Origin of the sequence: Novosphingobium colocasiae (assembly GCF_014652555.1) — a bacterium.
Lineage (GTDB): Bacteria > Pseudomonadota > Alphaproteobacteria > Sphingomonadales > Sphingomonadaceae > Novosphingobium > Novosphingobium colocasiae.
The window spans coordinates 59,915-78,452 of sequence record NZ_BMZA01000006.1 but is presented as its reverse complement, the minus strand read 5'-3'; the positions used below and the strand labels follow the sequence as shown (position 1 = coordinate 78,452).

20 protein-coding genes are annotated in these 18,538 nt (G+C 68.1%); 9 read left to right on the top strand and 11 right to left on the bottom strand.

Annotated elements, in window-relative coordinates; all coding sequences use genetic code 11:
* Both IE122_RS10105 and IE122_RS10100 read left to right on the top strand, forming a co-directional pair.
* A complete protein-coding gene (locus IE122_RS10105) occupies window positions 1-777 on the top strand; it encodes a ParA family protein (RefSeq protein ID WP_189621048.1) in 777 nt (258 codons plus the stop codon).
* Window positions 774-1,760, top strand: coding sequence for a ParB/RepB/Spo0J family partition protein (locus IE122_RS10100; RefSeq protein ID WP_189621047.1), 987 nt, complete (start codon window positions 774-776; stop codon window positions 1,758-1,760). Before IE122_RS10105 ends, IE122_RS10100 begins: the two co-directional genes overlap by 4 nt.
* Before the next feature lie 134 nt (window positions 1,761-1,894).
* Here IE122_RS10100 and IE122_RS10095 read toward each other — a convergent pair whose 3' ends face one another.
* Together IE122_RS10095 and msrC are read right to left on the bottom strand one after the other, a co-directional pair.
* Window positions 1,895-2,560: a glycine zipper 2TM domain-containing protein gene (locus IE122_RS10095; RefSeq protein ID WP_189621046.1), complete on the bottom strand. Its 666-nt coding sequence runs from the start codon at window positions 2,558-2,560 to the stop codon at window positions 1,895-1,897.
* 181 nt (window positions 2,561-2,741) lie between these two features.
* Window positions 2,742-3,224 (bottom strand): free L-methionine (R)-S-oxide reductase MsrC, encoded by a 483-nt coding sequence (msrC, locus tag IE122_RS10090; protein ID WP_189621045.1) that lies wholly within the window; start codon window positions 3,222-3,224, stop codon window positions 2,742-2,744.
* 65 nt (window positions 3,225-3,289) lie between these two features.
* Here msrC and IE122_RS10085 point away from each other — a divergent pair, with 65 nt between their 5' ends.
* Window positions 3,290-4,768: a PQQ-dependent sugar dehydrogenase gene (locus IE122_RS10085; protein ID WP_189621128.1), complete on the top strand. Its 1,479-nt coding sequence runs from the start codon at window positions 3,290-3,292 to the stop codon at window positions 4,766-4,768.
* Between the two features lie 33 nt (window positions 4,769-4,801).
* Here IE122_RS10085 and IE122_RS10080 read toward each other — a convergent pair whose 3' ends face one another.
* A complete protein-coding gene (locus tag IE122_RS10080; protein ID WP_189621044.1) occupies window positions 4,802-5,653 on the bottom strand; it encodes an ATP-binding protein in 852 nt (283 codons plus the stop codon).
* A 91-nt stretch (window positions 5,654-5,744) separates the two neighbouring features.
* Here IE122_RS10080 and IE122_RS10075 point away from each other — a divergent pair, with 91 nt between their 5' ends.
* Complete coding sequence (locus tag IE122_RS10075) at window positions 5,745-6,713, top strand: L-threonylcarbamoyladenylate synthase (protein WP_373299128.1); 969 nt, start codon at window positions 5,745-5,747, stop codon at window positions 6,711-6,713.
* A 5-nt stretch (window positions 6,714-6,718) separates the two neighbouring features.
* Here IE122_RS10075 and IE122_RS10070 read toward each other — a convergent pair whose 3' ends face one another.
* The 5 genes from IE122_RS10070 to IE122_RS10050 all read right to left on the bottom strand — a co-directional run bounded on the left by IE122_RS10070 (window position 6,719) and on the right by IE122_RS10050 (window position 11,229).
* Window positions 6,719-7,048, bottom strand: coding sequence for a hypothetical protein (locus IE122_RS10070; protein WP_189621043.1), 330 nt, complete (start codon window positions 7,046-7,048; stop codon window positions 6,719-6,721).
* Between the two features lie 134 nt (window positions 7,049-7,182).
* Window positions 7,183-7,716: a CarD family transcriptional regulator gene (locus tag IE122_RS10065; protein ID WP_189621042.1), complete on the bottom strand. Its 534-nt coding sequence runs from the start codon at window positions 7,714-7,716 to the stop codon at window positions 7,183-7,185.
* A gap of 301 nt (window positions 7,717-8,017) precedes the next feature.
* On the bottom strand, window positions 8,018-8,356 hold the full coding sequence (gene fdxA, locus IE122_RS10060) for a ferredoxin FdxA (protein WP_189621041.1): 339 nt from the start codon (window positions 8,354-8,356) through the stop codon (window positions 8,018-8,020).
* Window positions 8,357-8,365: 9 nt separating this feature from the next.
* Entirely contained in the window at window positions 8,366-8,674 is a 309-nt protein-coding gene (locus IE122_RS10055; protein WP_229813989.1) for an RNA-binding S4 domain-containing protein, read from the bottom strand.
* Window positions 8,671-11,229, bottom strand: a complete 2,559-nt coding sequence (locus IE122_RS10050; protein WP_373299130.1) for a helicase-related protein — start codon at window positions 11,227-11,229, stop codon at window positions 8,671-8,673. Before IE122_RS10050 ends, IE122_RS10055 begins: the two co-directional genes overlap by 4 nt.
* 190 nt (window positions 11,230-11,419) lie before the next feature.
* On the opposite strand from IE122_RS10050, the gene IE122_RS10045 reads away from it, so the two are divergent.
* From IE122_RS10045 to IE122_RS10025, 5 genes are read left to right on the top strand one after another with little or no spacing between them, the layout of a single operon-like run.
* Window positions 11,420-13,060: a M23 family metallopeptidase gene (locus tag IE122_RS10045; protein WP_189621038.1), complete on the top strand. Its 1,641-nt coding sequence runs from the start codon at window positions 11,420-11,422 to the stop codon at window positions 13,058-13,060.
* 58 nt (window positions 13,061-13,118) lie between these two features.
* Complete coding sequence (hemB, locus tag IE122_RS10040) at window positions 13,119-14,114, top strand: porphobilinogen synthase (RefSeq protein WP_189621037.1); 996 nt, start codon at window positions 13,119-13,121, stop codon at window positions 14,112-14,114.
* Window positions 14,107-14,688: a GNAT family N-acetyltransferase gene (locus IE122_RS10035; RefSeq protein ID WP_189621036.1), complete on the top strand. Its 582-nt coding sequence runs from the start codon at window positions 14,107-14,109 to the stop codon at window positions 14,686-14,688. The genes hemB and IE122_RS10035 overlap by 8 nt, the downstream gene beginning before the upstream one ends.
* Window positions 14,685-15,242, top strand: a complete 558-nt coding sequence (locus IE122_RS10030) for a gamma carbonic anhydrase family protein (RefSeq protein WP_189621035.1) — start codon at window positions 14,685-14,687, stop codon at window positions 15,240-15,242. Before IE122_RS10035 ends, IE122_RS10030 begins: the two co-directional genes overlap by 4 nt.
* Entirely contained in the window at window positions 15,242-15,520 is a 279-nt protein-coding gene (locus IE122_RS10025; protein ID WP_189621034.1) for a DUF167 domain-containing protein, read from the top strand. The genes IE122_RS10030 and IE122_RS10025 overlap by 1 nt, the downstream gene beginning before the upstream one ends.
* 44 nt (window positions 15,521-15,564) lie before the next feature.
* Here IE122_RS10025 and IE122_RS10020 read toward each other — a convergent pair whose 3' ends face one another.
* The 3 genes from IE122_RS10020 to IE122_RS10010 all read right to left on the bottom strand — a co-directional run bounded on the left by IE122_RS10020 (window position 15,565) and on the right by IE122_RS10010 (window position 18,321).
* Window positions 15,565-16,173 carry a YoaK family protein gene (locus IE122_RS10020; protein ID WP_229813988.1) on the bottom strand — a complete coding sequence of 203 codons (609 nt, stop codon included), beginning with the start codon at window positions 16,171-16,173 and terminating at the stop codon, window positions 15,565-15,567.
* A gap of 31 nt (window positions 16,174-16,204) precedes the next feature.
* Window positions 16,205-16,618: a group II truncated hemoglobin gene (locus IE122_RS10015; protein WP_189621033.1), complete on the bottom strand. Its 414-nt coding sequence runs from the start codon at window positions 16,616-16,618 to the stop codon at window positions 16,205-16,207.
* A gap of 95 nt (window positions 16,619-16,713) precedes the next feature.
* Entirely contained in the window at window positions 16,714-18,321 is a 1,608-nt protein-coding gene (locus tag IE122_RS10010) for a cisplatin damage response ATP-dependent DNA ligase (RefSeq protein WP_189621032.1), read from the bottom strand.
* Window positions 18,322-18,538 lie beyond the last annotated feature (217 nt).

Genomic DNA, 18,538 nt, shown 5'->3' with positions numbered 1-18,538 from the left:
ATGATCCGCATCGCGATTGCCAACCAGAAGGGCGGCGTCGGCAAGACCACCACCGCCATCAACGTCGCCACCGCGCTGGCGGCGACGGGGTGGAAAACCCTGCTGGTCGATCTCGATCCGCAAGGCAACGCCTCGACCGGGATCGGCGTCTATGCCGCAGACCGGGAGCGCTCGTCCTATGACGTGCTGGTCGATCGCATGCCGATCATGGATGCGGTGATGACGAGCCGCATCCCCAACCTCGATCTGCTTCCCGCCACGCAGGACCTGTCCGGCGCGGAAGTGGAACTGGTGGGCGAGGAAGACCGCGCCTATCGCCTGTCGCAGGCACTGCGTCCCGATCTGGGCTATGATGTGTGCCTGATCGATTGCCCGCCGTCGCTCGGCCTGCTTACGCTGAACGCGCTGTGCGGAGCGGATACGCTGCTGGTGCCGCTGCAATGCGAGTTCTTTGCGCTCGAAGGGCTCAGCCAGCTTCTGCAGACGGTGGAGCGGGTGCAGCAGCGGTTCAATTCGGACCTTGGCATCATCGGCATTGCCCTGACGATGTTCGACCGGCGCAACCGCCTGACCGAGCAGGTATCGGAGGATGTGCGCAGTTGCCTTGGCAATCTGGTGTTCGAAACCACCATTCCGCGCAACGTGCGCCTGTCTGAAGCACCCAGCCACGGCGTGCCGGCGCTGATCTATGACCACACCTGCGCGGGCAGCCGGGCCTACATGGCGTTGGCCCGTGAACTGCTGTCCAGACTGCCCGAGAAGAGGAAAGCGGCATGAACGACGATCAGATCGTGCGCATCACCGCCCCGGCCGCCGCCGTGCGCCAAAAGCCGAAGGGGCTGGGCCGTGGGCTTGGCGCGCTGCTGGGGGAAACCCGCCGCGAGGCACCCGTGGCTTCCGCCGGCGGCGGCGAGCCGGGTGAGGGCGGCACCGTCGTCTCCGGCGCGCGGCCCAGCGCCGCCGGCCTGATGGTCCTGCCGATCGCCGATATTGTCCCGCACCCGGACCAGCCGCGTCGCCGGTTCGACGAGGCCGCGCTGGAGGAACTGGCCGCATCGATCGCGCAGCGCGGGGTGATCCAGCCGGTGATCGTCCGGCCGCACGCCGGCCGCTACCAGTTGGTTGCCGGCGAACGCCGCTGGCGGGCCGCCCAGAAGGCGCGGCTGCACGAGATCCCGGCGCTGGTCCGCGAGCTGACCGAGCGCGAGGTGATGGCGCTGGCGCTGATCGAGAACCTGCAGCGTGAAGACCTCAATCCGGTCGAAGAAGCGCGCGCCTACAACCGGCTGGCCGAGCTGGAGAACATGACCCAGGCCGAAATCGCCCGGATGGTCGACAAGAGCCGCAGCCATGTCGCCAACTTCCAGCGCTTGCTGGCGCTGCCCGAGGAGGTGCTGGACCTTGTCGAATGCGGCCGCCTGTCGATGGGCCACGCCCGCGCGCTGATCGGCTGCGACGATGCGATCGATATCGCCCAGACGGCGGTGGACAAGCAGCTTTCGGTGCGTGACGTCGAAAAGCAGGTCCGCAAGGTGATGCGCGGCGATGCTACCCCCGCCGTCCGCCGCGCACGCCCCTCGCGCAATGCGGCTGACGATGCCGATATCGCGGCTGTCCAGGGTCACCTTGAAGAAGTGCTGGGTCTGCCGGTCAAGATCCAGGCCGATGCCGACCCGCGATCGGGCACGGTAACGATCCGCTATACCACGCTCGACCAGCTTGACCTGATCTGCCAGCGGCTGTCAGGCGGAACAATCTGAGCAGGGCAAGAGGTTGGCCCTCACGCCTCCGAGCGCCGTTCGTGTCGAGCGAAGTCGAGACACGGGTGCAGCGTGTCTCGACTTCGCTCGACACGAACAGGCTTTCTTCGATAAGTAATTGAAGTAAAATATTATTACTTCATCGGCACCAGCTTGGTGCGCTTGTCCGGGACGATCTTGCTCGGGCGGTAGACGCGCTTGTGGCGGCGGGCCGGGACCCATTCGGTCACGTATTCGACGGTTTCCTTGCACTCGGGCTTGGGCTGCACCACCGGCACCATCATGACCGGGACCATCATCATCGGCTGCGCCATGCAGCAGCCGCCCTGCGCGTACCCGTAGCCGTAGCCGGCGGGGTAGCCATAACCATACCCGGGATAGCCGTAGCCCGGCTGGGTATATCGGGCATAGTAATCGTCGAGGTAGGCCTCGCACTCGTCGCGGTTGCGGCCGCGATCTTCGGCCTTGTCGATCACGGTGCCGGCGACGGCACCCACCGCCGCGCCGGCAATGGTGCCGACGGTGCGATTGCCGCGTCCGGCGATGCGATTACCGGCAAGCGCGCCCACCGCGCCGCCGATCAGCGCCCCGCCCACGCCGTTATCGCGCGAGGACAGGCGCTGGCGGCAATCCGCCAGCCAGGCATCGCGCGCGGCGGAATCATAGGGCGCATAGTGCTGCTGCGGGCCGGACATCGGTGCCGGCATCGGCGGGGCCATCTCTTCACCCGGATGGGCGAGGGCGGGGGCGGTGGTGGCGAGCATGGCGGCGGCGCCGGCAAGGATCAGGCTAAGGCGCATCGAAAAATCCCCTGTTTGCTGAGCGCCGTGCAATGGCACGGGCGCGTTCGCGCGATGACGGTGGGTTAGTCCCGTCAGTTAACGCGAAATTTAGCATCGGGATGCGGGGATAACCAAGCCTCTGCGGCGGGAGACACAGGTGGTGTCCCGTTTCGGTTCAGATCGATCGCGGGAGCTTTACCTAGATATGGGCGGCAATGCGCGCGGCCAGCGCCTCTATCCCCGCAGCATCCCGGGCATCGAAGCGGGCGGGCAGGGGGCTATCGAGATCGATGACCGCGATCACATGCCCGTCGCGCAGCACCGGGACGACCAGCTCGGACCGGCTGGCCGCATCGCAGGCGATGTGTCCCGGGAAGGCATGGACATCCTCCACCCGCTGAGTCGCAGCCGTAACCGCCGCCGCGCCGCAGACGCCCCGGCCGAACGGGATGCGGATGCAGGCGGGCTTGCCGATGAACGGGCCGAGCACCAGCTCGGTGCCGATCGCCCGGTAGAAACCGGCCCAGTTGAGATCGGGCACGAACTGCCAGATCAGCGCGGCGATGTTGGCCATGTTGGCGACGGCATCGGGCTCGCCATCGACCAGCGCGGCGGCCGCCTCGCCCAGTTGCGCGTAGCATTGGGCCTTGTCGGCGGTGGACGGGGGAGCGAAATCGTACATGGCTATCGCGCATCGTAGCGTAGGGGGCAGTTGCCGCCTAGCTGTTGCGGGCCTATCTGCCGTTCATGCGCTCGTTCTTCATCAAGCTCGCCATCGGCATTGCCGTCCTGATCGTCGCCGTGGCCGGCTATGTCGCCTATTCGCAGTATGCGGCCACCTCGAAGCTGCCGCTCTCCGATACCGAGGGGCGCGACCCCAAGCTGGGCAAGGCGGACCCGCAGACGATCCCCGGCGTGCGCCTGGTCGAAACGCAGGGGTGGGCCGATGGCGAAGCGCCGATCGCGGCCAAGGGGCTGGCGGTCAGCCGCTTTGCCGAAAAGCTCGATCATCCGCGCACCATGCTGACGCTGCCGAACGGCGATGTGCTGGTGGCCGAAACCAATGCGCCGGCCAAATCGGCGATGGACGGGTTCACCGGGATGGTCGCCGGCTGGATGATGAAGAAAGTTGGCGCAGGAGTGCCTTCGCCGAACAAGATCGTATTACTGCGCGACGAAGATGGCGACGGCAGGGCCGAGAAGCGCTTCGATTTCCGCACCGACGACATGGATTCGCCATCCGGTATGGCGTTCGGTGACGGGCGGATCTACATCGCCAATCACGATGCCGTGCTGGCCTGGAACTTCGAACCGGGGCCAACCAAGCTGACGGGCAAGCCGCGCCGGATCATGAACCTGCCCGAAGCCGGGCAGCACTGGATGCGGAACCTGCTGCTGAGCGACGACGGCAAGCACCTCTACGTCGCCGTCGGCTCGGCCACCAATATCGCCGATGGCGGGATGGAGGCGGAAGCCGGGCGCGCGGCGATCTGGGAGATCGATACCGACACCGGCCGCCGTCGCCAGTTCGCCGCCGGCATGCGCAATCCCAACGGCCTGGGCTGGAGCCCGTGGACCGGGGAAATGTGGGCCACCGTGCAGGAGCGCGACATGCTGGGCCCCGACCTGGTGCCGGACTATTTCACCAACGTGCCCGTCGGCGCGCAGTACGGTTGGCCGTGGGTCTACTGGAAGAACGTGTTCGATGATCGTGTCCGCTGGGACATGCAGACCTACATGATCGAATATACCCGCAAGCCCGAATACGCGATGGGCGCGCATGCCGGGGTGCTGGGGATGGTGTTCCCGGCGGCCGGAAACCGCATGGGCGCGGCCTTTGCCAACGGTGCTTTCATCGCCCGCCACGGTTCGTGGAACCGCAATCCGGCGGTCGGCTATGACGTGGTCTTCGTGGGCTTCGATGCCCATGGCAACCCGCTGGATGCCAAGCCGGTGCCGGTGCTGACCGGTTTCCTCACTGCAGATGGCAAGAATACGCATGGCCGGCCGACGTGGCTGGCGTGGGACAAGACCGGCGGGCTGCTGGTCAGCGACGATACCGCCGGGATTATCTGGCGCGTCGCCGCGCCGGACGCCAAGCCTGCCGCTGCCATCCGCCCGGTGGTGACCGCGCACCTCAAGCCGCTCAAGGAAATCAAGACGCCCGAGGAACGCGCCATGATCGGCGGCTTCAAGCCCGAGGATGACCGCCTGCTGCCGCAATAGGCGAGGCACGAGGCCCGCGCCGGAACGGGCCCTTCAGACCGTCTTGCCTGCCCGCCCGGCCAGTTCGACGATGTATTGCCAGGCCACGCGGCCCGAGCGCGCGCCGCGGCGCTGGGACCATTCCAGCGCGTCGCCCCGGCATTGCGGATCGTCGGCCCGCCAGCCCAGCCCGAGGTCCGCCGCATAGCCGGCGATGATGGCGAGATAGGCGTCCTGATCCACGCGGTGGAAGCCGATCGACAGGCCGAAGCGGTCGGCGAGGGCGAGCCGGTCGTCCACAACGTCGCGCGGGTTGATCGGATCGTCCTGCTCGCCCATCGACCGGGCGACGATGGCGCGGCGATTCGAGGTGACGGCCAGACGGACATTGGCCGGCCGTGCCTCCACCCCGCCTTCCAGCCACGATCGCAGCAGGCGCGGGCCGGTGCTGTCGTTGTCCTCGAAGCCCAGGTCGTCGATGTAGACGAGGAACTGGCGGCTTACCCCGCGCAGCGCGGCGAACAGCGTGGTGACGCCAGTGAGCGCGTCCTGCGCCACCTGCACCAGCGCCAGCCGTCCTGGCCCGGCCTGCTGGCTGGCCCGGATCGCGGCGCGCACCAGCGCCGATTTGCCGGTGCCGCGCGCGCCCCACAGCAGCATGTCGTGGGCAGCGGCCCCGGCGGCATGACGCCGGACGTTGGCGGCGACGGTATCCTTTTGCGCATCGATGCCGACCAGCAGCCCCAGATCCGGCGCTTCGAGCACGTCCACGCCATGGCCATGATCGCCGGTCCAGACGTAGGCGGGGCAGGCCAGCCAGTCGATCGGCGGCGGCGCGGGCGGGGCCAAGCGGGTCAGGGCATCGGCGATGCGCTGGATGTTTGCGGCGATTTCGGGGCTGGTCACGGGCGGTCCTTGGTCGAAAGTGCGGGCAACCGGCGCGGCGAAACGCGCGGCAGCCCTTGGCAAGCGTCGCGCCGGGCTATAGCGGCGGGGAATGGAGCCTGCCAAGATGGACCCTGCCGATGCCCGCCCGGCGCGGCTGGCGGCCGATGCCGCCGGCTTCGCGCGCGCGGCGACGATCCTTGTTGCCGGCGGGCTGGTCGCGTTGCCGACCGAGACGGTCTATGGCCTTGCCGCGCGCGCCGACAGCGCCGATGCGGTGGCGACGATCTATCGCGCCAAGGGTCGGCCCAGCTTCAATCCGCTCATCGTCCACGTTCCCGACTGCGCCGCCGCCGAGCGGCTTGCCGCGTTCGATGCGCGGGCGCGGTTGCTGGCGCAGCGGTTCTGGCCCGGCCCGCTGACCATGGTGCTGCCGCTGCTGCCGGGCGCGGCGATAGCATCTTCGGTCACCGCCGGGCTGGCGACGATCGCTATCCGCGTACCGGCGCATCCGGTCATGCGGGCGGTGCTGACCGCTTGCGGGCTGCCGCTGGCGGCTCCTTCCGCCAACCGCAGCGGGGCGGTCAGCCCGACGACGGCTGAGCATGTGGTGGCTTCGCTCGGTGCGCGAATCGACGCCGTGGTGGACGGCGGCGCGTGCGCGGCGGGGATCGAATCGACGATCGTCGCCTTGCGCGATGACGGTAGCTGGCAAATCCTGCGCCCCGGGCCGATCGGGCACGATGCGCTGGCCGAAGTGCTGGGCACCTCGGCGCTGGCGGTGACCGACCACGCGATCGAGGCACCGGGCCAACTCGCAAGCCATTATGCGCCGGGCAAGCCGGTGCGGCTGGACGCGCTGGAGGCGGCTGCGGACGAATTCCTGATCGGCTTCGGCGCGATCTCCGGCCACGCCAGCCTGTCGCCGCGCGGTGATCCGGCCGAAGCGGCCTCGCGCCTTTACGCGCTGCTGCACCGGGCGGCGGCCGCGCCGGAACCGCGCATCGCTATTGCTCCGATCCCGGACCACGGCATCGGTACCGCCATCAACGACCGCCTGCGCCGCGCCGCCGCCGGTTGATCTGTCTATCGCGGCGGCAGACTGGCGCGCAGGTTCTGAATCTCGCCGTATTCGGTGCGGGCGGTGTAGCAGGCGTCCTCGTTGCCGTTCTGGCACTGGCGTATGTGCCGGGCATAGGATTTCTCGACATCGCCGAGGCGTTCTTCACGGTGGCGCATGTTCCGGCCGCGGTTCTCGTCAGCTTCGGACTGGCTGGTGGTCATCAGGTCTACCGATTTTCCGGCAACCTTGACCGGCGCGGTGACGATGCTTTTCGCGGTGCTGAGACATCCCGACAGCGCCAGGGTGCCAAGGGCAGCGAGGAGCATGCGGCGCAAGACGGGGTGAGGGGTCATGATGGCGCTGAACGTCTCACGCCCGATCGATTCCCGCAATCGGTTCGCGACGGGTGGTTGGGGACCCTGCCCCCATACGAAGAAGGCCGCCCCCTTGCAGGAGCGGCCTTCTGCAGACGCCGTGGCTGCCCTGATCAGGCGGTCTCGGCGCTTTCGTAGTACTTGGGGGCATGCTCGTTGAGGATCGCGAGGATCTTCCTGAGCGCGGCCGGTTCGTCGGTCTTTTCCATCGCAGCCAGTTCGCGGGCCAGCCGCGAGGAAGCGGCTTCGAATATCTGGCGTTCGGAATAGCTCTGTTCCGGCTGATCGTCGGCCCGGAACAGGTCGCGAGTCACTTCGGCGATCGAGACAAGATCGCCCGAGTTGATCTTGGCTTCGTATTCCTGGGCCCGGCGCGACCACATGGTGCGCTTGACCTTGGGCTTGCCCTTGAGCGTATCGAGCGCCTCGCGCAGGGTCTTGTCAGACGACAGCTTGCGCATGCCGATCGATTCGACCTTGTTGAGCGGGACGCGCAGGGTCATCCGTTCCTTTTCGAAACGCAGCACGTAGAGTTCAAGCTGCATGCCCGCGATTTCCTGCTTTTGCAGTTCGATCACGCGGCCCACGCCGTGCTTGGGATAAACGACGTAGTCACCAACATCGAAGGCTTCGGCCTTTGTTGCCATGTATCGTCCTTTCAATGCAGGGGTGGCACGCGGAGGTTCCGGGTAAGCAACCGGGTGCGCGACTTGGAAAGATGACAGACACCTTTCCCGCCCGGTCAGATCGCTCTCCCAACCGCTTGCTTTCGAACCCTGCCTCGCAATGAAAAATCCTGCCGGAATGGGGGCAAAACCCCTGACAGTCCCGGACTATATAGCATCGATGTGACAAAAATGCCAGAGGCGAGAATCCCGCGCCGGGATTCCCGCCTCTGGCGGTATCTCATCTGATGAAAACCGGGGCGCGCGAGCGGCCCGGTCCGCCTCAGTCGCCCTCGCCGGGCTCTGCGGAGAAGTACTTGTCGAACTTGCCCTCTTCGCCCTTGAACGCATCGGCGTCCTCGGGCGTGTCCTTCTTCGAGGTCAGGTTGGGCCACTCCGCCGAATACTTGGCGTTCAGCTCCAGCCACTGCTCAAGCCCGCTTTCGGTATCGGGCAGGATGGCTTCGGCCGGGCATTCCGGCTCGCAGACGCCGCAGTCGATGCATTCGCTGGGGTTGATGACGAGCATGTTCTCGCCCTCGTAGAAGCAGTCCACCGGACACACCTCGACGCAGTCCATGTACTTGCACTTGATGCAGGCGTCGGTGACTACGTAAGTCATGAGTGCTTCCTATCCCTTCGATATGCTGACATCGGCGTGAATGGGTGCAGCTATGGGATTAGTCCGGCCCTCGTCAAGCACTCTGTAACAGGCTTGTGCTTCGGGGGCGGGTCCGCGCCGCACCGGCAGCACCAGAATTTCGATCACCCGGACCCCCGCCGGCAGCGGCACGGTGAGGACATCGCCGCAACCGACCTTGTGATGCGCGCGCTCGATTCGCCGGCCGTTGATGCGGATATGCCCCGCCTCGGCCATGGCCTGCGCCACCGGGCGGCTCTTGGCCAGCCGCAGGTACCACAGGAGCTTGTCGACCCTCACCGCACCAGCTCGGCCAGCGCCGCGAACGATCCGCCAGGCGCAATCGGAGCCGGGGCGGGTGGCGGTACCCGGCCATTGTGAGGGGGCTGCCAGCGCCATCGCACCGGGGCCGGTGGGCCGAAACTGTCGGCCCGCAACGGGCGGGTTGGCAGCGGCCGGAACCCGCCGCCGCGCAGCAGCCGCGCGTATGTGGCGGTAGACAGGCCCATCGACACCGCCCGGGCCGGGTCGAGCACGAACGGGCCCGGACCCGCGCGGCCGCGCCGCTCGTGCGCCTCACGCAGCAGCTTTTCCACCATGTCGATGCGCACTTGCTGCTTGCCGAGCGCGCGATAGCCGAAACGCGCGGCGTGGCCGTGCAGCGGCAGCGCAGCGGGCAGAGCACCTGCTGCTTGCGGCGGGGTGCCTTGCCCTGAGGATAGCTGGCTCCACAAAGCCTGCGGCCGCGCGCGCAGCATAGCAGGGAGGAACAGGTCGAGCGAGCCGACCCGCACGCCCAGCCGGGCAAGCTGGGCGCGCCGTGCCTTGTCGAGCCGCTCGATTCCCGATCCCGCGCGCGCCATCGCCCCGCCTGCCGCGACTAGCGCGATCAGCAGGGCGCGCAAGTCCGGGCCGGTCTCGGTCGCGCGGCTGGCCTCGTCGAGCCGGCGCAGCGGGTCGAGCGGGGCCAGCGCGCGGTCCAGCCACACTTCGAGCGCGGCGGTCAGGCTCTTGCGCTGCGGCTGGGGAATGGCATCGAGCGCGCGATCCGCCACCAGTGCCGGGGTCAGCACCGAGCGGCCGGGGCGGATGCGGGCGATGGCATCGCCGTCCCAGACGATCGCGCCCGCTTCGAGCGTCAGGTCAGCGGTGCCGGCATGGATCGCTTCGGTCAACAGCTCGGCGCGGCGCGCGAGCTGGGAGGGAAGGTGCTTTTCCGCCGCCGCCAGCAGCAGCTTGCGGTCCGACAGGCGCGCGCCCGGATCGACCTGGAAGGCGAAGCCGCGCAAGGTGCCGATGTGCTCGCCCTCTACCAGCACTTCCTCGTCCTCCAGCCGCACGTTGAGCAGCCGCGAATCGACGCCGAGGTTCTTCATCAGCACCGCCGTGCGGCGGTTGACGAAGCGCTCGGTCAGGCGGCCGTGGAGCGCGTCCGACAGCCGCGCTTCCACCGCGCGGGCGCGGGCGGCCATCTCGTCGCGGGCCAGCACCCAGTCCGGCCGCTGGGCGATATAGGCCCAAGAGCGGATGGCGGCGATCCGGCCCTGCAGCGCGTGGATATCGCCCGAAGTCTGGTCAAGCTGGGCGATCGCCTGCGCCACGTAATCCGCGCCCAGCTCGCCATCGCGCAAGTCCTGCCACAGCCGGGCGACGAACCGCGCGTGGGTTTCCACCCCCTGGCTGCGAAAATCGGGCAGACGGCATACGTCCCAGAAGCGCCGCACCATGCCGGGCCCGCGCACCGCATCGGCGATCGACGCTTCGTCCGCCAGCCGGCGCAGCACCGCGAGGTCGATCGCCTCGGGCGCGGGGGCGAGTTGCGGGCGATCGGGCGGCGATTCGAGATCAGCGATCAGCGCGGCGATGCTGTCGAAGCGCGGCTCCGGTTCACGCCAGAACAGCCGGGTGAGCGGCGGGAAGCGGTGCTCCTCGATCGCGTAGACTTCCTCATCCAGGAACGCGGCGTCATGGCCGCTACCGGCGAGGGTGCCGAAGGTGCCGTCAGTCTGGTGCCGTCCGGCGCGCCCGGCGATCTGCGCCATTTCCGCTGTGGTCAGCCGCCGCTGGCGCTGGCCGTCGAACTTGGACAAGCCGGCGAAGGCGACATGGCGGACGTCGAGGTTGAGGCCCATCCCGATCGCGTCGGTGGCAACGAGATAGTCCACCTCGCCCGACTGGTAGAGCGCCACCTGCGCGTTGCGCGTCTGCGGGCTCAGCGCCCCCATCACCACCGCCGCGCCGCCCCGGAACCGGCGCAGCATTTCGGCGATGGCATAGACCTGCTCGGCCGAAAAGGCGACGATGGCGCTGCGCGGCGGCACCCGCGACAGTTTCTTCGCCCCGGCATGGGTCAGCTCGGAAAACCGGGGTCGGGTGATGATTTCCGCTTCGGGCACCAGCGCCCTGACCATCGGTTCGAGGGTGGAGGAGCCCAGGATCATGGTTTCTTCGCGGCCGCGCGCGTGCAGCAGGCGGTCAGTGAATACGTGGCCCCGCTCGTGGTCGGCAGCAAGCTGCGCCTCGTCGAGCGCAACGAAAGCGAGATCGCGGTCGGTCACCGGCATCGCTTCGACGGTGCACAGGAGATAGCGCGCGCCCTTGGGCTCGATCCGCTCCTCGCCGGTGATCAGGGCGACGCTGCTTTCGCCCTTGATCGCGCAGACCCGGTCATAGACCTCGCGCGCCAGCAGCCGCAGCGGAAAGCCGATCATGCCGCTGGAATGGGCGCAGAGCCGTTCGATCGCGAGGTGGGTCTTGCCGGTGTTGGTCGGGCCGAGCACCGCCTTCACCCGCGCGCCGGCGTCCTGGGGCCGGGGGGCATCCCGATGCGGAAAAGCGGGCCGGTGCTGCGCCATTTCATCGGAATGTGGCATCGCCGCCCCCGCCCCGCAAGGCGCGGGGCCGGGAAATGCACACCCGTTTCGCGAAGGTACGGGCCACCGCTCGCCGCATTTCGTCGATCGCGCTTAGCGGCGTGTTAACTTTGAGCGTGCAGGAGATTTCCGACGCGAAAGCTGTTCGCGCGTCGCCAGGGGACGCCCGCGCTTGTTCAAGGCCATTGCACAGGATCACGCCGAAGCGCTGCCGGACAGCCGGTCAGCGATCGCGGACCTGTCGCACGATCAGGTTCTGAACGATGACGGTGGCGATCCGGTAGCAGCAGAGCCCTGCGTTCGCGCGATCCGTTCGGGCCCCTCGTTCGCCGATCGCGTTCGCGCCCGCGTGCTCGCTTTCGAACACTGGTGCCACCGGATCGACCTCGCGCCCGATCTCGCCACCGACATCGGCAGTCGCCGCTGGTATCGCGGCTTTCTGACCCTGTCCGGGCTGACCGCTGCCGCGCTGGCGTTCTGGCCCGATTTCTCCAGCGTCGAAGCGGCAACGACGATGCCGGTCAACGCCGCCTCGCGCGATGAATTCCTCAGCCAGACGATCGCCCCGATCGCGCTCGGTTCCGACACGGGCCGCCACATGGGAGCCACCTTGCGGGTCCGCCCGCTGGCGAGCGTGCCCGAGCGCCCGCAAGTGCAACTGGTGGCGACGCTCGCGCAGGGTGACAGTTTCGCGCGGATGCTCGAACGCGTCGGCGTCGGCCCGCTCGATGCCGGGCGCGCCGCCGCGCTGGTCGGCCAGACAATGCCGCTCGATCAGATCGCGCCGGGCACGCAATTCGACATTACGCTGGGCCGGCGGCCTGCGGGCAACCAGCCGCGCGCGTTGCAGGACATGGCCTTCCGCGCCCGTTTCGACCTTGATCTGTCGGTCCGCCGCGCCGGTGGCAGTGACGGCGCGCTGGCGCTGGTGCGCCACCCGGTCGCGGTCGATGCCACGCCGCTGCGTATTCGTGGTACTGTCGGCCAGAGCCTCTACCTGTCCGCCCGCAATGCCGGCGCGCCGATCGCGGCGATCCAGTCCTATCTCCAGGCGATCGACCGCCAGGTCTCGCTGCAGAGCGATGTCTCGCCCGGCGATACCTTCGACATGATCCTGTCCTACCGCCGTTCGGCGCGGGGCGAGCGGCAGGTGGGCGATCTGCTCTACGCCGGCATCGAGCACGGCGGCAAGCCGAGCGTGCAACTGCTGGCCTGGGGCAAGGACCACCAGCTCATGCCCTCGCCCGACAGCGTGCAGAGCACGACCCTGTCGATCGGCGCACCGGTGGCAGGGCGCATCACCTCGCTGTTCGGTATGCGCCGCCACCCGATCCTGGGCTATGTGCGGATGCACGCCGGGGTCGATTTCGGAGCGGCGTGGGGTTCGCCAATCTATGCGGTGGCCGATGGCGTGGTAAATTACGCCGGGCCCCACGGCGGCCACGGCAACTATGTGCGGCTCGACAACGGCGGCGGCATCGGCACCGGCTATGCCCATATGAGCCGGATCGCGGTCAGCTATGGCATGCGGGTCCGCGCCGGGCAGGTGATCGGCTATGTCGGCTCCAGCGGCCTGTCGACCGGGCCGCACCTCCATTTCGAAGCCTACCGCAACGGCCAGGTGGTCAACCCGCTGGGCATGCGCTTCGTCTCGCGCCCGACCATCGATCCGGCCGAACGCACCGCCTATCGCGCGCGGCTCGACGCGCTGATGAAAGTGCGCCCCGGCGCGGCGCTGGGCGATATGGCCCCGTCGCATGCCGATGGCCCGGCCACGGCAACCCGCGAGATTGATCGGTTGGCTGGAGACTAGGAGGCGGGCGCCTAGCCCTCGGATTGAACCCGCGCCTGCTTAAGTCTATCAGCCCCCTATGACCGCCCGTTTCCCCGATCTTCGCCTGCGCCGCACCCGTTCCACCGGCTGGAGCCGGGCGCTCTATCGCGAAACCGTCGTTACCCCTGCCGATCTCATCTGGCCTTTGTTCGTGACCGAGGGGCAGGGGGTGGAAGAACCGATCGGCTCGTTGCCCGGCGTATCGCGCTGGTCGGTGGACGGGATGGTTGCGCGCGCCAAGGAAGCGGTCGCCCTCGGCATTCCATGCCTGGCGCTGTTTCCCAACACCCAGGCCGAGCGGCGCAGCGAGGACGGGGCGGAGGCGCTCAATCCCGATAACCTGATGTGCCGCGCGATCCGCGCGATCCGCGATGCCTGTGGCGACGATATCGGCATCCTCACCGATGTCGCGCTCGATCCCTATACCAGCCATGGGCAGGACGGGCTGATCGACCAGGCGGGATATGTGCTGAACGACGCTACGGTCGAGGTGCTGGTCGGCCAGGCGCTGAACCAGGCGGCGGCCGGGGCCGACGTGATCGCGCCGTCGGACATGATGGACGGCCGCATCGCCGCGATCCGCGCCGCGCTGGAAGCGGCGGGCCACGTCAACGTCCAGATCATGAGTTATGCCGCCAAGTACGCCTCGGCGTTCTATGGCCCGTTTCGGGATGCGGTGGGCAGCAGCGGGCTGCTCAAGGGTAACAAGAAGACCTACCAGATGGACCCGGCCAATGCCGAGGAAGCCCTGCGTGAGGTGGCGATGGACCTGGCCGAAGGCGCGGACAGCGTGATGGTCAAGCCGGGCCTGCCCTATCTCGATATCGTGCGCAGCGTGAAACAGCGCTTCGAGGTGCCGGTATTCGCCTATCAGGTATCGGGCGAATACGCGATGATCGAGGCGGCAGTGGCCGCGGGCGCGGCGGACCGCGATGCCTTGGTGCTGGAAACGCTGACCGCGTTCAAGCGCGCCGGGTGTTCGGGCGTGCTGACGTATCACGCCGCCCATGCGGCGCGGCTGCTTCATGGCTGACGATCGCGCTTTCCGGGTCGAGACCGCGCGGCTGATCCTGCGGGACTGGGCACCGGGCGATTTCGCGCGCTTTGCCGCCGTGACCAACACCGATGCCGTCATGCGCTGGCTGGGCGGGACGATGGATGCGGCGCAACTGGCGGTGCTGGAACAGCGCTTGCTGGGCTTCCAGCGCGATCTCGGCCGCACCTTCTGGCTGGTCGAACGCAAGGCCGATGGCGGGCACCTGACGGGCGAAGTGCTGGGCTTCTGCGGGCTCAAGGTGATCGACGCACCGGGAGCCGGGTTCGCCGGGGAATGCGAGATCGGCTGGCGGTTGCGCGAAGACGCCTGGGGCCTGGGCTATGCGCGCGAGGCCGCCGCCGCCGCGCTCGAAGCCGGGTTCGCGCGTTTCGGTGCCGATACCATATTCGCGATCACCAACATCGAAAACCGCGCAAGCTGGGGGCTGATGGAACGGCTGGGCATGCTGCGCCGTCCCGCGCTCGATTTCGTCGATCCGCGCTTTGCGCCGCCGGTGGGCGATACCATCGTCTATTCGATCGCCCGTGCGGCATGGGAGGACCAAGCATGACCCGTTCCGACATCACTATCGCGCCGTTCAACGGTCACCATCCGCGCATCCATTCCAGCGCCTTCATCGCGCCGGGCTGCCGGATCATCGGCAACGTCGAGATCGGGCCTGATGCCAGCATCTGGTACAACTGCGTGGTACGCGCGGATGTCAATCGCGTGATCATCGGCGCGCGCACCAATGTCCAGGATGGCAGCGTCATCCACTGCGACAGCCCCAAGCCGCACAACCCAAACGGCCACCCGACGATCATCGGCGATGATGTGCTGATCGGGCACATGGCGATGGTTCACGGCTGCGTGCTGGAAGATCGTGCCTTTGTGGGGCTGGGGGCGATCGTGATGGACGGCAGCGTGATCGAGAGCGACGGCATGCTCGCCGCCGGGGCCCAGCTAACCGGCAAGCGCATCGGTGCGCGCCAGCTCTGGATGGGCCGTCCGGCGAAGTATGCCCGCGATCTGGACGATGCCACGGTGGCGGCCAATCAGGCGGGCGTCGCCGGCTATGTCCGCAACGCCCGTGCCCATGCCGAGGCGCTTGGCCTGACGGCCTGATGGCGCGGCCGGCACCGGGTCTGCCGCCTGCCGGGGACATCCGCGCGCTGATTGACGGCGAGGGGCGGCTGGCGGTGCGCGTCACGCCCGGCGCGCGGGTTGAACAGGTCGCGATCGAAGCGGGCCGCGTCGCGGTGCGGGTCCGCGCCAGGCCCGAGGATGGCAAGGCGACCGAGGCGGTGCGCCGGCTGCTGGCGCAGGCGCTGGACATCGCGCCATCCCGGCTCACCCTGTTGCGCGGCGCAACTTCGCGCGAAAAACAGTTCCGGGTGGAATAAGTCCTCGCTCGCGTTTTCCGGTCGCACCGCGACCGAGGGAGCTTTCAGGTCCGGCGGGCTATCAGCCACCCGCCAACGGTGAGAAACGCGCCGGTCGCCACGGCGACGCCCAGGCAAGCAACCCCGATGCGCAGATAAGCCGCCGCGCCCAGCGCCGCGCCGCTGGCGAGCGAGACCCACAAGGCGAGGAACGCGCCGAGCCCGGCGTGCGGATGGCCGCGTGCGATGGCGGCCAGCGCCTGACCGATGCGCACCAGCGCGCCGGTCATATAGGTGAGCGCGACCGGCGCGTCGCCCTGCTGCAGGGTGTTGTTGAGCGCGCCCATCGCCAGCACCAGCATGGCCAGCAGTGCGGCGGGAAGTCCGGCCAGCCCGAAGGCCGCGCCGCTCGCCAGAAGGGCGGTGACCAGCGCCAGCACGGCCGGCTTGCGCCAGCGCCCGGCGGCGTGGCCGACAAGGCTGCCCGACGCCACCCCCAGCACGAAGCCGAGGATCAGCAACGCCGGGATCGCGGCGCTGGCCGGCTCGCGCACGAAATCGGTGGCCATGCGGGTGGTGTTGCCCGACATGAAGGAGACGAAATAGCGATTGGCCGAAAGATAGCCCACGGCATCGACGAACCCGGCCAGGCCCGCGACCGCGAAGGCCAGCACCTGCCGGGATCGGTCGAGCGCGTGAATCGGGTCAGTCCCGTGCCATGCCGCGCGCCATATGCGCCAGTACTTCGCCCATGGCCTTGGCGACATCGGCCGGTTCCGGGCTTACGTCGGCAATCGCGCGTTCCATCGCGTCGGCCCACTGGCCGGCGGTCTTGCGGTCGATCGGAAAGGGCTTGTGCATGCTCATCATGCACTTGCCGGGATTGGCGTCGAACCAGTCACGCGGGCCGCCGGCCCAGCCGGCCAGGAATTGCGGCAGCAGTTCGCGCATCGGCGACAGGTCTGGCGCGTGCATCCGGCGCAGGTCGTCATAGGCCGGGTCCTGATCCATGAGATCGTAGAAGCGCTCGCAGATGGCCTCGAACACGGGCGCGCCGCCAAGGCGATAGAACGGCGTCTGCGGAGTTTGCGTCTGAACGGGGGCTTCGGCGGTCGTCACGGCATATCTCTCCGGAAATAGCGTCGGTCCGAACAGGCAGGACCGCGCTATCGTCGGCTGGTAGTCTTCATCATGCGATACCGCCTTGATCGGCGTCAATCGCGGATCATCGCGCGCAGAGTGTCGATGCGGTCGGCTTCGTGAGCAGGCTTGTCGGCGCGGATGCGGTGGATGCGGGGGAAGCGCATCGCCACGCCCGACTTGTGGCGGCGGCTCTCGTGCACCGAATCGAAGGCGACTTCGAGGACCAGTGACTTGTCGGTCTCGCGCACCGGGCCGAAGCGGTTGACGGTGTGCGTGCGCACGTGGCGATCGAGCCCCTTCAGCTCCTCGTCGGTAAAGCCGAAATAGGCCTTGCCCACCGGCAGCAGTTCCGCCCCGGCACCGGGATCGCCGTCCCAGCAGCCGAAGGTGAAATCGGAATAGAACGACGATCGCTTGCCGCTGCCGCGCTGGGCGTACATCAGCACGCAATCGATCAGCAGCGGATCGCGCTTCCACTTGTACCACAACCCGGCGCGCCGCCCGGCGATATAGGGCGCATCGCGGCGCTTGAGCATCACGCCTTCGATGGCATCGTCGCGGGCTTTCTCGCGGATCAGGGCCAGCCCGGCGAAATCGTCGGCGGCGATGATGCCGCTGATGTCGAACCGCGCCGGATCGAGACGAGTGACCAGCGCTTCGAGCGCGGCGCGGCGTTCGGTCCACGGCAGCGGCCGCAGGTCTTCGCCTTCCAGCGCCAGCACATCGTAGAGCCGCACGAATGCAGGGTATTCGGTCAGCATCTTCTTCGACACGGTCTTGCGGCCAAGGCGCTGCTGGAGCGCGTTGAAGCTGGCCGCACCGCCTTGCGTGCGGTCATTGGCCTCACCACCCTGATGGCTGCCGCGCACCAGCAGTTCGCCGTCGAGCACGGCATCGATCTCCAGTGCCTGCGCCACTTCGGGGAACGTGGTGGAGATATCGTCGCCCGATCGCGAATAGACGCGGGTCTCGCCCCCGGCGCGGACCACCTGCACGCGGATGCCGTCCCATTTCCACTCCGCCACGTAGTCGGCCAGATCGACGGTGCCGTCCTCCAGCGGATGGGCCAGCATGAACGGGCGGAACAGCGGCAGGTTCGCGCTGTCCGGCGGCGGTGCGCCATGCGCGGCCCAGTCGAACAGCGGGGCATAGGGCGGGGCCTGGCCGTGCCAGTGCTCCTCCACGTCCTCTACCGCCACGTCGAACGCCTGCGCGAAGGCGGTCTTGGCGAGGCGCGCGGAAATGCCGATGCGCATGGCTCCCGTGGCCAGCTTGAGCAGGGCATAACGGCCGCTGGCATCGAGCCGATCGAGCAGGCGCGGCAGCTCGGTCATCACCGTGGCACGGGTCATTCGCGACAGCGCATCGACCGCATTGGCCACGCTGGGCGGATCGTGCGGCGCATCGCTGCCGGGCCACAGCAGGCTCGCGGTTTCAGCCGAATCGCCGACATAGTCGCGGCTGAGCGTCCACAGCACCGGGTCTACCCGTTCGGACATCATGTTGCGGATCGTTGCGCTCTTGACCGCCGGGAAATCGAGCCCGTCGGTCAACGCCGCCAGCGCCCAGCCGCGATCGGGGTCCGGCGTCTCGCGCAGATAGGCGGCGAGCAGCGCCAGCTTGGCATTGCGGCTGCGGGTATAGACCAACGCATCGAGCAGGGCGGCGAAGCCTTCCACTTACCGGTTCTCGCCAGCTTTGGATTCGCGCAAAGGCGCAAAGGTGCAAAGAGCAGGAACCTGCGGCGCAGCCGCTTTCCGATCAACTCCTGGCCCCGTGCGGGACCCGTGGATCGCCAGAATGGCCTGTGGAGCCGTAGGGCCCCTTTGCGCCTTTGCGCCTTTGCGCGAATTTATTCCTCCGCGTCTCCGCGCCTCCGCGTGCAAAACAGATTGC